A 14,724-nucleotide genomic window follows, 5' to 3' on the forward strand; every position below is an offset into this window, starting at 1 on the left:
ACACAAACAAAACCCGGCTCATGTTACGCCTCAACGACAATGCGATTCGGATGGTCATGTACGACTTCTCCGATTCTGCCGGCTTCCAGCCCGGCTTGGCGAAGCTCTGCCAGTAATGGTTCGGCCTGCGAGCCGTCAACGGCAATGAGGAGTCCCCCTGACGTCACGGCATCGCACAATATCCATTTATCGATCTGGTCCATGCCATCCGGGAAATCCACGTCGTCTTTCACGTGTTCATAATTGTTTTTGGTGCCGCCCGGAATGACGCCCCCGTCGGCCATTTCCCGAACCCGTTCCAGAACGGGAACGGAAGGCTTTGAAATCCGGATGCCCGTGCCGCTGCCTTTGGCCATTTCGAGCGCATGGCCAAGGAGACCGAACCCCGTCACGTCGGTGCAGGCATGCACATCGTAAGGCTCCATCGTCTCGGCAGCCGTTTTGTTCAGTGCCGCCATGACGGCAGTAACGCGGCGAATCTCATCTTCAGTTAACAGATCCTTCTTAATGGAGCTCGTCAGGATGCCCACGCCAATCGGCTTCGTCAGAATCAAGGCATCGCCCGGCTTGGCTCCGGCATTGGTTCTTACCCGGTCCGGGTGAACGGTCCCCGTTACGGCAAGGCCGAACTTCGGCTCTTTGTCATCGATGGAGTGTCCGCCAACCAGGGTAACCCCCGCTTCCTTCAATTTATCTCCTGCACCTCTCAAAATATCCGTCAAGACCTGCTTGTCCAGCGTCGAAATCGGGAATGCTACGATATTCAAGGCGGTCAGCGGTTTGCCGCCCATGGCATAGATATCGCTGATGGCATTCGCCGCGGCCACCTGACCGAAATCATAAGGGTCATCCACGATCGGCGTAAAGAAATCGACGGTCTGCACCATGGCCAGATCATCCGTGAGACGGTATACGCCCGCATCATCGCTGGTATCCAGACCAACCAATAAATTAGGATTCGGCTCGGCTTGCGGAAGCTTGCGGATGACCTGCGCCAGATCGGCAGGTCCGATCTTGCAGCCGCAGCCACCTTTGGAGGAATACGAGGTTAGTTTTATTTTGTCCGATTGACTCATCACGGATCTTCCCTTCGTCTTAAGAGTGATTTTAGGCAAAGCACATGCAACAACCCCGGCGTGGATGCTTGGATAACGTCTCATCTACACCGGGGATCATCTGATATTCATCCGTTTAGCTAACACTTGTTCAAGCACACAATATCTATATTATATGGAATCGGCTGCTTCAAGTCTAACGGTCTTCCTATTTCTTGCAATTACCGGGAATATCTTTCTGCAATCTGCCGACAATGTGATATACTGTTTGATTGGATATGTAAATAATTTCACGATACATCGGGGGAGTACAGATTATGAATCACTCAAGCGACGGTGGAAGGGCCTTGAATCATACGGATCGCAGAAGAACCGTCTGGCTCATCACCATCTTCATCATCATAGCAGCAACAGGCCTTACCTATGTGAAGTGGTGGCCTTACTACGATAAAGCGCTCAAAGCTATTATGGAACACAGCATCGGCTCTTCCATATTAGGCATGGATCCGGCCGATGCCGCCCCTTCTTGGCAGGCAGCCTGGAATTATGCGCTCACCTATTTTAAAGCGGTTTGGAAAGCGGCGGTGCTCGGCATTCTGCTCGGGACTCTGGTCCAGTCGCTGCTGCCATCCCAATGGCTGCTTCGGGTCCTTGGCAAAACGACCTTCGGCAGCACGGCGATTGGAGGAATCGCCTCCATTCCGGGCATGATGTGCTCCTGCTGCGCCGCACCGATCGCGATCGGTCTGCGCAAGAAAAAGGTGTCGGTCGGCTCTGCTCTCGCGTTCTGGATCGGCAATCCAACCATCAATCCGGCAACGCTCGTCTTCATGACGTTTGTTTTATCATGGAAATTCACCGTGCTGCGATTGATCTTCGGCATCCTGCTAACCTTCGGCATCAGCTACCTGGCAAACCGCTTCGCCAAGGAAGCGGATCCCGTGGAGATCGATGCGCCTCAGAGCACGGATCAAACCGATGAGCGTCCGCTGTGGAAACGCTGGTTAACCAGCATCGGGCAGATGCTGGTTCGGGTGGTCCCGGCTTACTTTATAGCCGTTCTGCTCCTTGGCGCCATGCAGGCATGGATGTTCCCGCATTTGGGAGCGGCAGCGGGGAACACGCTCTTGGCCGTCATCTTCTTCTCCGTGATGGGAATGCTGTTCGTCATTCCGACCGCGGCGGAAATCCCGATCATCCAGGCCTTTATGGCAGCGGGCCTGGGGGCGGGTCCGGCCGCGGCGCTGCTTCTGACGCTGCCGGCTGTCAGTCTTCCGTCTCTGCTTATGGTGAGGCGTTCATTCCCTAAAAGAGTTTTGTGGTTTGTTACTGCCTCCGTCGTCCTGCTTGGGATTCTTTGCGGCGTGGCGGGAATGCTGATTCTGTAGGCAGGAACCACTTTTCCGTTTATATTTTCAATTTTTATTTTTTCTTAAGGTAAACCATAGGCTTATCTGGTAAAGTGATAAAAGAATGAACAACTCATTATTATATGCAGTCGAAGGGAGTCAATCATTACATGAAAGATAACGATTTGCAGCCAAACCATCCGGGACAGCCCGAGGATGATCAGGGACAAGCCCAAGAGAAAGAGAATAACCAACAAGATCAAGGCGGCTTGCCTCATGAAGAAGAAAGAATAGATTCCACCTATCCGGAGTCCGACGAGCTGTACAAGGATGAGAACGAACACCCAGCCGTTATGCATTCGGGAGATCAACCGCATTACGATGAACAGCCACCTGCAGATGGCGGCGGCAACGGAAGCAAAGGTTGGATGATCGCGTCGCTGGTTTTGGCGGCTGCCTTAATCGTCGTCCTGATCGTACCTCCGTTTGCCAAGGGATCCGGCAATGAAGCTATAGCTAAAGTCAACGACGTTAACATTACCAAGGATAATCTGTACGATGAGCTTGTCAGCGTAGGCGGCAAACAAACGCTGAATTCCATGATCACAGAGGAATTGATCCAGCAGGAACTGAAGAACAAGTCCATTACGGTGACCGATGCCGATGTGAATAAAGAAGTGGATGCGCTGAAGGCCTCCTTCCCTTCCGAGGAACAATTCAATATGGCTCTGCAGCAAAACGGCATGACGCTCGACAACCTGAAGGAGCAGACCAAAACCCAGGTTGAGCTTAAAAAGCTGATGGCCGACAAAATCAAGGTAACCGACGAAGAAGTCAAAGAAGTGTATGACCAAAACAAAGAAAGCTTCACAACGCCTGAGCAGGTTCGCGCTTCCCACATCCTGGTTGAGACCAAGGAAGAAGCCGAAGCCATCGTGAAGCAGCTGAAGGAAGGCGCTGACTTCGCAACGATTGCTAAAGAGAAAAACCAGGATGCAACCAAGGATACCGGCGGCGACCTGAATTTCTTCGGACGCGGCGAAATGGACCCCGCATTTGAAGAAGTGGCGTTCAAACTGAAGAAAGATGAAATCAGCGAACCGGTGAAGAGCTCCTTCGGATACCACATCATCAAGGTTACCGATCGTAAGGAAGCAACGAATCCTACCTTGGAAGACAAGAAGGAAGAAATCCGCAGCCAGCTTGAGAACCAGAAGGTCTATGCCGAATCCACAGCCTACATTCAAGAGCTGAAGGATAAAGCTACCATCACGAATACCCTGGAAGAAGCTCCTGCTGAAGCTCCAGCAGAAGCACCGGCTGATGCTACAGAGACACCTTAACACCTGCTGCGCCTTGAACACCAGGCAAAGCCCCTACCCTCGCGGTACGGGGCTTTTTTTTCATGCAAAATAAAAAGTTCTTTAAACCCCAAGCAAAACATGTTAGAATGTAAGCGTTATCAAAAGTTGATCTTGGAAAAGGGGGAATCAGAATGATGAAGCACGTATCGGAATCCCGCAACATGTATGAGGACTTCGTGGTGGAGACAGACATTCTGTTCTTTAAAACCGGATCGCACGGTTTGGTCAGCTTTCACGGCAGGAACTATAATATTAAAAAGAGAATGACTGCCGAAAAAATCGCATCCCTGCTGTCCGGTAAACAGTTCTATCATGTCGGCGGCAACTGCTACGTCAACGTAGACAAAATAACTACGGTAGAGCAAGGCATCGTTTATTTCGGGGAAAAGGCGCCTTCCGCTAAACATCTTCGCATTCCCAGATGGAAGCAGGAATCGCTGAAGCGCCTGGTTGCTGAAGTCAAACAGCCGGTTTGAGCGAGCAGCGGCGTATACCTTGAATCTGGCGCAGGACAAGAGAAGATCCCGTATCCTTTACATTCGGAGGTGGGATCTTCTTGCGTTGGCATGATTTTAGCAGCCTTTTTGTTCTTGGCGTCTGTTCTACATAGATACGTTAGCGACGCGGACGATTTCCTTCCCCAACGCGCTTCGGGTATATATGAATAACCCACATTATGGTAATATCGAATGAAATCTTATGTACATTCAAAAAGGAGTGGTCATGCATCGAATCCTATTTTGATCCGCAATACCCGGAAGCGTTTGCTGCCTTTTCCGTTGAACATTGGATAGCCATTGGCATATGCATCATCCTTGGCCTGCTGCTGTACCTGTTCAGGACTGCCATCGCCTCCAAGCCTTCTCTGCAAAAGACCGTAAGATGGGGCTTGCTCGCTGCCCTTGCGTTGCCAGAAGCTTCCCTTCATGTCTGGTATGTGTCAACCGGAATATGGGATCCAGCCACTTCGCTTCCCTTGGAGTTGTGCAGTCTGACCCTGTTCCTCTCCATCGCCATCCTGCTTACGGATAAACGCCGCTTATACCCGCTGGTTTACTTTGCGGGAATCGGCGGAGCCCTGCAAGCTGTATTAACCCCTAATTTGGGATACCCTTTTCCGCACTTCCGGTTCTTTCATTTCTTTGTTGTCCATATCGCGATCATCATGACGGCATTGTATATGACATGGGTTCGGGGGTACCGTCCCACCTGGAAATCCATCGCCTGGACGATGGTCTTTCTTAACGTGTCCGCACTTTTAGTCGGTCTGGTCAACCTCGCTGTCGGTTCGAACTATATGTTCCTGATGCGCAAGCCGGATACGGCTTCGCTGCTCGATCTGCTGGGGCCGCATCCCGTTTATATTGTTGTAGAGGAACTTATCGCGCTATCGCTGTTTATCCTCATGCATCTCGCCTTCTTCGTCATCCCGGATCGGATGAGGCGCAGCCGCCGACGCAAACACGAGCGGGCTTCCTTGTCTTCGACAGGCGGTTGAACAAGGCATCATACAAACATAAAGCGTATGGATCGTTAACACCCCTGTCGTTTCGGGTGCTTCCATCCATACGCTTTTTTAAGCAAGGGGTCCTTCCCCTAATTCTTAAGATACAAACGGGAGCTTGCCTCCCAAATCTCGCCCGGCGCCAAGCCGAACAAACCGATCTCGTCCGCAGGCAAGTCCGTGTTCGGTGCATTAACCAGGTTGATCTGCGGTTCAGGACAGAAAAATTTGCGGGACGCTTTGCTGTTCCATACCATCCACTGCTTATACGAGTTGCCGACATCGTAAACGAATGTTTTGCCTAGCTTGGTATCCGTCAGCTCCATGCGGTTTCTGCCGTTTTGCGGAACGGCCGTATAATGGTTGTCCATCGAATCGAAATAGGGATTCACGCCGCTCGTGCGAAGCAGCTTTTCCTCTGCCGTCAGCGCTTGGAACTTGCCGGTCGGCAGCATCCGGTCGCTCATCTCCCACCGCTCGCCAATGGTGATTCTCACGACGCAATCATCCGCCGTGCTTTCCGGGGCAAAGGGAGCATTGATCGCCGTATGGAAGGCTAGCAGGCACGGCATGCTGCTGGTACCCTGATTCCGTATAAACACATGCTGAGCCAAGCCGTCCTGATTCAGCGTGTAGCGAAGCCGGAAGGTGAAGCGATGCGGAAGCATGGCGTACACCGGATGATGCTCGTCAACCGTGACGGAGACCACCACATAACTCTCGGTCTCGCTGCTGCCATAATCCTCGACACTCCAAGGGGTCGTATGTAAAAAACCATGGAGGTGATTGCCCGTCTCTTCTTCATTTACCGGGAATTGATAGGTTTGTCCGTTCCAAGGAAACCGTCCGTCCTCATATCGGTTAGGCGGAAACAGAACAGGAATGCCGTGAACGCCCGGACTGGCTTTGAACGCTTCCATTTCGTTCTCTTCCGGCTCGCGCAGGAACCGGTAACCGCTTACGTTATCCCTGAAAGCGATGAGATTGCCTCCGATTTCAGGCAATATCGCCGCTTCATAAGGGCCATGCTGGAGCCAAACCGCACGCTCTCCCTGATACGATCCTTCATACGCTTTGTGGTTCATCGGGTGATCTCTCCTCTCAAGTGTGAACGTATATAGATTATCATACCAGTGCCCTTACTTCTATATGTTCGGGGTAGATGGGCTGACCCATCCCCCTCTCACGGCCGGCCGGTTAAGACGAAAGTTTGGCCTTTGGAGCGTTTGGCGGAATCGGTGCCTGGGCCGGCGGTTCGTTAGCGGCCGGCTGCGCGGCCGAAGCCAGCTCCTCATCCAGTTCCCTGGTGTACTCGGTTCTCTGCTGTTCGCTCCAGCCCAGTACGGTAGCCATATAATTGATCACGGGTATCTTCCATTTTCTCGTCCAGTCGATATGAAACAAGAGAGACCCCGTGCGGCGGATAAAAAAGTCGGCCGGCTTCGATGCCATCTCATGCTCAATGGCATACATCAGCGGAACCAATACCGACACCGGAAGCGCCGATGCCTCCGCCTGATCGGAGCCTTCCTTGGCCAAGCGGAACAATTCCGCTGCGTTTGAGCCGTACATTCGCGCCCAGTGCTCGGCAAGCTTACGGTCAATTCCTTGCGCCGTGCCGAGCTCCGTCTGCTTGCGGACAAAATCCGGGAATTGGCTGGAACCGCCAACCTGACCGCCGGAAATCGGCAGATTTTTCGTTACGCTGGCGCCATATGCCTTCCCGCCGCTTTCTTGAATCCGTTTCGCTACCAGGTCAACGACGGTGTCCGCCATTTTCCGATACCCGGTCAGCTTCCCTCCCGCAATGGTGATCAGGCCGGAGGGGGATTCCCAAATTTCATCCTTGCGGGAAATTTCGGACGGGCTCTTGCCTTCCTCCAGAATCAGGGGCCGGACCCCGGCCCATCCCGATTCAACGTCTGCCGGACTTAGCTTTACGCCCGGAAACATGTAATGGATGGCCTTCAAAATATAATCCCGGTCTTCCACCGTGATCAAGGGACGTACGGGATCCGCCTTATAAACCGTGTCGGTTGTGCCGACATAGGTTTTCCCGTCCCGGGGAATGGCAAACACCATCCTGCCGTCGGGCGTATCGAAGTAGACCGCCTGGCGAAGCGGGAACCTGGATTGGTCGATGACCAGATGAACCCCTTTGGTCAGCTGAAGCATTTTTCCCTTCCTGGACTTATCCATTTCGCGCACTTGGTCCACCCAAGGCCCGGCCGCATTTACGATTTTGGTGCCGGAGACGGACTTCACAGCACCGCCGAGCATATCCCGTACCGTAACCCCGGTAATCCGCCCATTCGCATCATAATTCAGCGACTCCGCCTTGGCGTAGTTAAACAGAACCGCCCCTCTGGCGGCCGCCTCCTTCATGACCTCCAGCGTCAGCCTGGCGTCGTCCGTCCGGTATTCCACGTAATAGCCGCCGCCCTTCAGGCCCTCCTGCTTCAGAAGCGGCTCCCGTTTTAACGTCTCGGAGGCGGACAGCATGGATCGCCGTTCTCCCCGCTTCACGCCGGCCAGGAAATCATACACCATCAAACCGATGGAGGTACTAAACTTCCCGAAGGTGCCGCCCTGGTGTATCGGCAGCAGCATCCATTCCGGGGTCGTTACGTGCGGCCCGTTCTCGTACACCACGGCCCGTTCTTTGCCTACCTCGGCCACCATGCCGACTTCAAACTGCTTCAAATACCGCAGCCCGCCATGCACCAGCTTGGTGGAACGGCTGCTCGTTCCCGCGGCAAAATCCTGCATTTCCACCAGCAGCACCGACATGCCGCGCGTGACCGCATCCAGTGCAATCCCCGCTCCGGTGATTCCGCCGCCGATCACGATCAAATCGTAGGTGTCCTCTGCTATTCTTTGAAATCGATGCCCGCGGTCCAAACTTGAAAACGACTGTGACTGCTCCACATTGAATCCCTCCCAGTATGCTTTACCCTGTTTTTATCTATCGTTACCTTTCCCATGAAAAAAGACAGCAAAAAAGAGACCACGAAACACGCGGTAACAACCCCATAACATGAGGTATCCGCGCCTAGTGGTCTCTCCAAGTCTCCAGACATCTATTCACTTATTGATCATTATACCATATAAAATGCTAATGAAAAGCCATTGCCGCATAAACGGCTTTTTTCCAGCCGCTGTATAATTGCTCCCTTGCGCTTTCCTCCATGGTTGGTTTGAAGCTTTGCCCCATGCTCCACTTGCTGCATATCTCCTCCTGATCCTTCCAGAAGCCGACTGCGAGCCCTGCCAGGTAAGCTGCACCGAGCGCCGTTGTCTCCGTAATGTCCGGCACTTCCACCGGGACGTTCAGGATGTCGCTTTGGAATTCCATAAGAAAGGTGTTGGACACCGCTCCTCCGTCCACCCGCAGGGATTCGATATGAAAGCCCGAATCCTCTTCCATCACGGAGAGCACATCGCGCGTTTGATATGCAAGCGACTCGAGGGTTGCACGGATGAAATGCTCCTTCGACGTGCCTCGCGTCAGGCCGAAGACCGCCCCCCGCACATCGCTGTTCCAATACGGACTGCCAAGACCGACAAAAGCCGGCACCACATAGACGCCTTCGGTGGATTGGACCCGTCTTGCATAGGGCTCGCTGTCCTTGGCTTCGCGGAACATTCGAAGCCCGTCGCGCAGCCACTGTATCGCGGAGCCCGCCACGAAGACGCTGCCCTCAAGCGCGTATTGTACGCGGCCATCCAGTCCCCAGGCGATCGTGGTGATCAGCCCATGCTCGGATTGAACCGGCTTATCGCCGGTATTCATCAGCATAAAGCTGCCTGTTCCGTAGGTCGTCTTCACCATGCCTTCGGAGAAGCAGGTCTGGCCGAACAGCGCCGCTTGCTGATCGCCGGCCGCTCCGGCAATCGGAACCTCTCGCCCGAAGAAGTGATAGGATGCCGTATTGGAATATATTTCGGATGACGGCCTGACCTCAGGCAGCATGGCCTTGGGGATGTCCAGCAGCTGCAGCAGCTCCTCATCCCATTTCAATTCGTGGATGTTATAGAGCATCGTACGCGATGCGTTGGAATAATCGGTTACATGCACCTGGCCGCCCGACAGCTTCCAGATCAGCCAGGTGTCGATGGTCCCGAATATAATCTCTCCTCGCTTGGCCCGTTCGCGCGCACCGTCCACATGATCGAGGATCCATTTGATCTTCGTTCCCGAGAAATAGGGATCGATCAGAAGTCCCGTCTTCTCCCTAACCGTGGCGTCATGGCCTGCTGCAATGAGCTCCTCGCATATGCCGGCCGTCTGGCGAGATTGCCATACGATGGCGGGATAGATCGGTTCACCGCTCTTGCGGTCCCATACCACCGCGGTCTCCCGCTGATTCGTAATTCCGATGCCGGCAATCTGCTCCGTCTTCACGCCCGCTTCGGATAAGCAAGTCGCAATGACCGCCAGAATCGAGCCCCATATTTCGTTGGCATTCTGCTCCACCCAACCGGGCTTCGGAAAATACTGCGGAAATTCCCTTTGAGCGGAGTGAACGATTTGCCCTTCGCGGTTAAACAGGATCGCGCGCGAGCTTGTCGTTCCTTGGTCAAGCGCCAGAATGTACTTCTCCAAGCATCTTCTCCCCTTTCTGCTTATGCATTTAACCAAAGATAACGTGCAGATGGAAACGTTGTCAAATCCATTATTCCATCAAAGAGAAGCCCAGCAGGTCCTGCAGCAGGACCGAAGCCGCACCCATCAGCTTGTCCTCCTCGCCCAGGGAAGCCAAGCCGAAAACCATGTCTTCCTTCAGAATCGGCATCGCATGCCGGTCGATATATGCGCTGACCATGTCCAGCAATTCCGGATTACCATGCGCCAAATCCCCGCCTAATATCAACGCCTCGGGATTAAACATGTTCACCAGGTTGACGATGGCCGCCCCCAAGTGTTCGGCCACTTCTTCATTCAGATCCCTTGCCAGCTTGTCCCCCTTGCGAAGGGCTTCCTTGAATACGGACGGAACAATTTTACTGTAATCCCCTCCGCTCAGCTCCTGGATCAGCGTCGGCCTTCCCGTTGCGATTGCCGTAATAATGCGGGAATACACGGCAATCCAGCTGATATAGCTGTCGAGGCAGCCTGCATTGCCGCATTCGCAGCGGATTCCGCTGCGATTCACGCTCGTATGCCCGAACTCCCCGGCACCGCCATGCTTGCCTCTTAGGAGATGATCGTTAATCAATATACCGGAACCAAGCCCGTCCCCGATGGATATATAGATCAGATTCGCGAACGCGTAATCGCCGAACCGGCGTTCGGCAAGCACAACGGAATTCATGTCATTCTCAACCCAGGTCCGCATTCCGTAGCGGTCTTCAAATATCCGTTTCAATGGAACATTCGTCATCCGCAGTTTCGTGTTATAGTGCACGACGCCCTGGCTGTCGCTCACAATGCCGGGGACGTTAATGGAAATACCGACGCACCGTTCCAGATCCTCTTGACCTGCCATGAAATCATCCATCAGCTGCAGCAGCCGTTCGATAACCGCTTCTCCCTGGAGTCCGGCTATAGGGTGCGTTTCCTTCGCGAGCACCTTCGCCTCCAGATTCATCCGGGCCAGGATCATGACCGAATTCGTTATGCTTACGGCTAACAGGAAGTGATTATCCGGATTGAATTTAAGCAGTATGGGTTTTCTACCGCCGCTGGAGGAGCCTGTTCCAATTTCCGAAACGTAGCCTTCCCTGATCAGTTCTTGAACGGCCGATGCCACCGTGGAGGGACTCAGCTTGTTTTTTTTGGCCAGTTCGATTCTGGATATAGGGCCTTCCGTACGGATCTTGTTCAGCACCTTGGACCGGTTTAGCGCCTGGATCAGCTTGTGATTGCCTTTTTTCATATTGTTCAAGCAAGTTCAACCTTTCTATGGGTTCTTCATTGTAGTGCGACTTTCTGTATCGGAAAAATGAGGTTAGAACCACTATAACATTTTCAACAAGCGGTTATAAACTTATTCCATCTATCGAAATAACATACGGCGTAAGATTTGATAATGACTCTCTCATATTGTGAAAAAAAGAATTTAAAAGGATTTGAAATCGCTATCTTGAAAAATAAACAAGGTAATTATATAATCTTTCGCAATAGAAGCTGGTTATTCTGTCAAGATAGATAGCATATGGATGTTAACTTTTTTCGACGATTGGAATAACTATCGCTTTTTATACTCAAACACAAAGGGGGCGCTTTGGGGGATCGATTCACTTCGAACAAGCCACACGACCATCAACGCTTGATCAAAAACCATGTGAATTCAAGGAGGGTTATTTGATGAAAAAAAGAATGTCTGTCCTGATTTCGGTACTGTTCGTGTTCTCCGCCCTGCTGTCCGCCTGCGGGGGCGGCAATGCCTCCGGAGGAGATAATGGCAAGAAGGTCATCAACGTTGCCCTGTGGGACGAAAATGTGCGGGACACGCTGGACAAATCCATCAAAATTTTCAATGAGAAGCACCCCAATGTACAGGTGAAGGTGACCTACACCCCATGGGCGGATTATTGGACCAAGCTGAAAACCAGCCTCGCCGGCAACAGCGGTCCCGACGTCTACTGGATGAACGGACCCAACTTTCACTCGTATGCCTCCTCCGGTCTGATCAAAGACCTGTCCCCCCTGATCGAGCAAAGCGGGCTCGACACCTCGGTTTATACCGAAGCGCTCGTCGATATGTATACCTATCAAGGCAAGCTTCACGGACTTCCTTACTTCCAGGATTCCGTAGGACTATTCTACAACAAAGAATTGTTTGACAAGGCCGGGCTGCCCTATCCGGACGATACCTGGACCTGGGAAACGGTAGAAGAGAACGCAGCCAAGCTGACGGATAAATCGAACGGAATCTACGGCTACATTACGCCGATCGACAGTCAAATCGGTTATTACAACTATATTGCCCAGGCCGGCGGATTCGTGATATCCGACGATAAAAAAACGTCCGGTTACGATACGCCGGAAGCTCTTTCGGCATTCAAATGGCAGCAGAGCCTGATTGAAAAAGGCTACTCTCCGAATGCGCAGCAGCAGCTTGAAACCAAGTCGCGCCAGCTGTTCGGATCGGGCAAAGCCGCCATGTTCCCGGGAATCTCCGTCAACTCTCCGGAACTGCACAAGCTGCTTGGCGACAAGCTGGGCGTCGCGGTTCTGCCCGCCGGAAAGGAAAAGGCGTCCATCGTCCATGGGCTCAGCTGGGCCATCAACGGCAAAACCAAGGTCGAGCAGGAGTCCTGGGAATTGATTCAGATTCTATCCGGCAAGGAAGGACAGGAATTGCTGGCCGACTCGGGCTTCTCGATGCCTGCTTACAAAGGCACGGAGGGAGGATGGCTGAAATCCATTCCTTCGCTTGATCTGCAAGTGTTCGTCGACAGCCTGGAGTTTGCCGTCCCGTATCCCGTATCACAAAAAACCGCAGAGTGGCAGGACGCGGAAGTGAAGGAAATCCAGGCCGCTTTCCTCGGCAAGAAAACGTTTGAAGAGGCGTTGAAAAATGCGGGTGAGCAGATGAATGCCATCCTTGCGACGGAAACCAATTAACGAACAGCCCCTTCCAATACGGAACCTAAGAAAGGACGGTGCAGCCTGTGAGCTCTCCCATCACTGTGACCACGAAACCTCCTGAAACGACGGCCAAGCGAAAGGTCGGGAAACTTGCCTTTCACGAAGCCATGTGGGGATACATCTTCATTCTGCCTGTCGTGCTGGGCCTCGGTCTGTTCTACATGGCACCTTCCGCCGCCTCCCTGTTTCTGTCGTTCACTTCCTGGGACGGATTGACTGCCCCCCAATTCATCGGGCTCGATAACTTCGCGAATTTGATGAAGGACGACAAATTCACCGGCTCCATGCTGAACACGATGCTGTATACCATCGGTACGGTACCGTTATCCGTTGCACTGGCAACGGTGCTGGCGGTGCTGCTGAACCAGAAGATCAAGGGTATGGTCTTCTACCGCACGTTCTATTTCATTCCCGTCATCACCATGCCGATCGCGGTCGGCATGGTGTGGAAATGGTTGTACAATTCCGAATTCGGATTAATCAACCATGTGCTGGGCGTCATGAACCTGCCGCAGCCCAACTGGCTGTTTGACGAGAAATTCGCCTTGTTCTCCATCGTGCTTGTCAGCGTGTGGAGCAGCATCGGTTATAACGCCGTCATTCTGCTCTCGGGTCTGCAGGGCATCTCCGGCAGCTACTATGAAGCGGCTTCGCTTGACGGAGCGGGGACGCTGTATAAGTTCTTCCGGATTACGCTGCCTCTGCTCACGCCCAGTTTGTTCTTTGTTTTGGTCATGTCCTTCATCAATTCGTTCCAGGTGTTTGACCTGATCTTCATCATGATGGATCAGCAGACCACGATGCTCGAGTCCACCCGGACGGTGGTATACAGCATCTGGGAAGACGGATTCAAATACTTCAACATGGGGTACGCTTCGGCGCAAGCCTTCATTCTCTTCGTGGTCATTCTGATCATCACCATGGTTCAGATGTACATTCAGAAGCGCTGGGTCCATTACCAATAACAGGAGGTGCGTAGACGTGACTACTTCAACCCAAGCTGAAAAAGCAAGCCGCCTGGCGGTACACATCCTGTTAGCCGTCGGGGCGCTGCTCATGATCATGCCGTTTCTGTGGATGATCTCGACATCCTTCAAGTCCTTTGCCGACTCCATGTCCGTTCCGCCGAAATGGCTGCCTGTGGAATGGCATCCGGACAACTACCTTCGTGTCATCCAAACCATTGATTTCGGCACTTATTATTTGAACACCGTCATCGTGACGGTGGGTCGCACCGCGGGCCAGCTCATTCTGTGCTCGCTGGCAGCCTACGCATTCGCCAGCTTGAGGTTCCCGTTCAAGAATGCCATTTTTCTCGCCCTCCTGGCCGTATTGATGGTACCTTCCCAAGTCGTTATGATTCCGAGCTTTGTCATCATGCGCGAGTTCAACTGGCTCGACACGTTTTACGTGCTCATCGTACCCGGCATATTCAGCGCCTTCGGCACGTTCTTGCTAAGACAGTTCTTCATGACGCTGCCGAAGGATCTGGAGGAGGCTGCCAAAATCGACGGCTGCAGTTATTTCCGAATTTACTGGAATATCTACTTGCCGTTATCCAAGGCCGCACTCGTCTCGTTGGCGATTTTCACCATCTTAGCTTCATGGAACGATCTGCTGTGGCCGCTCATTATGACGAGCTCCGAGGAGATGCGCGTCCTTTCGATCGGGATATCCAGCTTCCAGGGGCAGCATTCCACCGATTATCCGCTGCTTATGGCCGGGGCCTTGATGGCCACCCTTCCCATCATCATCCTGTTCATCTTCCTTCAGCGGTATTTCATTGAAGGCATAGCCATGAATGGGATCAAAGGATAACGGCTGAATCAGCCCACCAAGTAAAAAAGGAGTGTAC

12 protein-coding genes are annotated in these 14,724 nt (G+C 52.8%); 7 read left to right on the forward strand and 5 right to left on the reverse strand.

Annotated features, from left to right (window positions below; translation table 11 throughout):
* Nucleotides 1–23: 23 nt before the first annotated feature.
* Nucleotides 24–1,076: a selenide, water dikinase SelD gene (gene selD, locus P0X86_RS21785; protein WP_277746420.1), complete on the reverse strand. Its 1,053-nt coding sequence runs from the start codon at nt 1,074–1,076 to the stop codon at nt 24–26.
* A gap of 296 nt (nt 1,077–1,372) precedes the next feature.
* Between selD and P0X86_RS21790 the strand changes: the two genes are divergently transcribed.
* The 4 genes from P0X86_RS21790 (at nt 1,373) to P0X86_RS21805 (ending at nt 5,266) form a co-directional block, all read left to right on the forward strand.
* Nucleotides 1,373–2,443: a permease gene (locus P0X86_RS21790; protein WP_213579227.1), complete on the forward strand. Its 1,071-nt coding sequence runs from the start codon at nt 1,373–1,375 to the stop codon at nt 2,441–2,443.
* A 131-nt stretch (nt 2,444–2,574) separates the two neighbouring features.
* Entirely contained in the window at nt 2,575–3,747 is a 1,173-nt protein-coding gene (locus P0X86_RS21795) for a peptidyl-prolyl cis-trans isomerase (RefSeq protein ID WP_277746421.1), read from the forward strand.
* A 152-nt stretch (nt 3,748–3,899) separates the two neighbouring features.
* Nucleotides 3,900–4,244 carry a LytTR family transcriptional regulator DNA-binding domain-containing protein gene (locus P0X86_RS21800; protein WP_009590070.1) on the forward strand — a complete coding sequence of 115 codons (345 nt, stop codon included), beginning with the start codon at nt 3,900–3,902 and terminating at the stop codon, nt 4,242–4,244.
* 200 nt (nt 4,245–4,444) lie between these two features.
* A complete protein-coding gene (locus P0X86_RS21805) occupies nt 4,445–5,266 on the forward strand; it encodes a YwaF family protein (RefSeq protein ID WP_277746422.1) in 822 nt (273 codons plus the stop codon).
* A 98-nt stretch (nt 5,267–5,364) separates the two neighbouring features.
* On the opposite strand, the gene P0X86_RS21810 is transcribed toward P0X86_RS21805, so the two are convergent.
* The 4 genes from P0X86_RS21810 to P0X86_RS21825 all read right to left on the reverse strand — a co-directional run bounded on the left by P0X86_RS21810 (nt 5,365) and on the right by P0X86_RS21825 (nt 11,151).
* Nucleotides 5,365–6,357, reverse strand: a complete 993-nt coding sequence (locus P0X86_RS21810) for an aldose 1-epimerase (protein ID WP_277746423.1) — start codon at nt 6,355–6,357, stop codon at nt 5,365–5,367.
* A gap of 112 nt (nt 6,358–6,469) precedes the next feature.
* Nucleotides 6,470–8,200 (reverse strand): glycerol-3-phosphate dehydrogenase/oxidase, encoded by a 1,731-nt coding sequence (locus P0X86_RS21815; RefSeq protein ID WP_277746424.1) that lies wholly within the window; start codon nt 8,198–8,200, stop codon nt 6,470–6,472.
* A gap of 187 nt (nt 8,201–8,387) precedes the next feature.
* A complete protein-coding gene (gene glpK / locus P0X86_RS21820) occupies nt 8,388–9,878 on the reverse strand; it encodes a glycerol kinase GlpK (RefSeq protein WP_096776752.1) in 1,491 nt (496 codons plus the stop codon).
* Nucleotides 9,879–9,948: 70 nt separating this feature from the next.
* A complete protein-coding gene (locus P0X86_RS21825; protein WP_277749071.1) occupies nt 9,949–11,151 on the reverse strand; it encodes an ROK family transcriptional regulator in 1,203 nt (400 codons plus the stop codon).
* A gap of 431 nt (nt 11,152–11,582) precedes the next feature.
* Between P0X86_RS21825 and P0X86_RS21830 the strand changes: the two genes are divergently transcribed.
* From P0X86_RS21830 to P0X86_RS21840, 3 genes are read left to right on the forward strand one after another with little or no spacing between them, the layout of a single operon-like run.
* Nucleotides 11,583–12,845: an ABC transporter substrate-binding protein gene (locus tag P0X86_RS21830; RefSeq protein ID WP_015736414.1), complete on the forward strand. Its 1,263-nt coding sequence runs from the start codon at nt 11,583–11,585 to the stop codon at nt 12,843–12,845.
* Nucleotides 12,846–12,892: 47 nt separating this feature from the next.
* Nucleotides 12,893–13,834: a carbohydrate ABC transporter permease gene (locus tag P0X86_RS21835; RefSeq protein WP_090908115.1), complete on the forward strand. Its 942-nt coding sequence runs from the start codon at nt 12,893–12,895 to the stop codon at nt 13,832–13,834.
* Between the two features lie 16 nt (nt 13,835–13,850).
* Entirely contained in the window at nt 13,851–14,687 is an 837-nt protein-coding gene (locus P0X86_RS21840) for a carbohydrate ABC transporter permease (RefSeq protein WP_009589889.1), read from the forward strand.
* The last annotated feature ends 37 nt before the right edge of the window (nt 14,688–14,724 follow it).

Source organism: Paenibacillus sp. BR1-192, assembly GCF_029542445.1.
In the GTDB taxonomy this organism is placed as follows: Bacteria; Bacillota; Bacilli; order Paenibacillales; family Paenibacillaceae; genus Paenibacillus_AQ; species Paenibacillus_AQ lautus_A.

Excerpts from the sequence above, each read along its gene's own strand:
- P0X86_RS21805 (WP_277746422.1), top strand. The coding sequence starts at position 4,445 with ATGGTAATATCGAATGAAATCTTATGTACATTCAAAAAGGAGTGGTCA.
- P0X86_RS21830 (WP_015736414.1), top strand. The coding sequence starts at position 11,583 with ATGAAAAAAAGAATGTCTGTCCTGATTTCGGTACTGTTCGTGTTCTCC.
- P0X86_RS21790 (WP_213579227.1), top strand. The coding sequence starts at position 1,373 with ATGAATCACTCAAGCGACGGTGGAAGGGCCTTGAATCATACGGATCGC.
- P0X86_RS21800 (WP_009590070.1), top strand. The coding sequence starts at position 3,900 with ATGATGAAGCACGTATCGGAATCCCGCAACATGTATGAGGACTTCGTG.
- selD (WP_277746420.1), bottom strand. The coding sequence starts at position 1,076 with ATGAGTCAATCGGACAAAATAAAACTAACCTCGTATTCCTCCAAAGGT.
- P0X86_RS21810 (WP_277746423.1), bottom strand. The coding sequence starts at position 6,357 with ATGAACCACAAAGCGTATGAAGGATCGTATCAGGGAGAGCGTGCGGTT.
- P0X86_RS21795 (WP_277746421.1), top strand. The coding sequence starts at position 2,575 with ATGAAAGATAACGATTTGCAGCCAAACCATCCGGGACAGCCCGAGGAT.
- P0X86_RS21825 (WP_277749071.1), bottom strand. The coding sequence starts at position 11,151 with ATGAAAAAAGGCAATCACAAGCTGATCCAGGCGCTAAACCGGTCCAAG.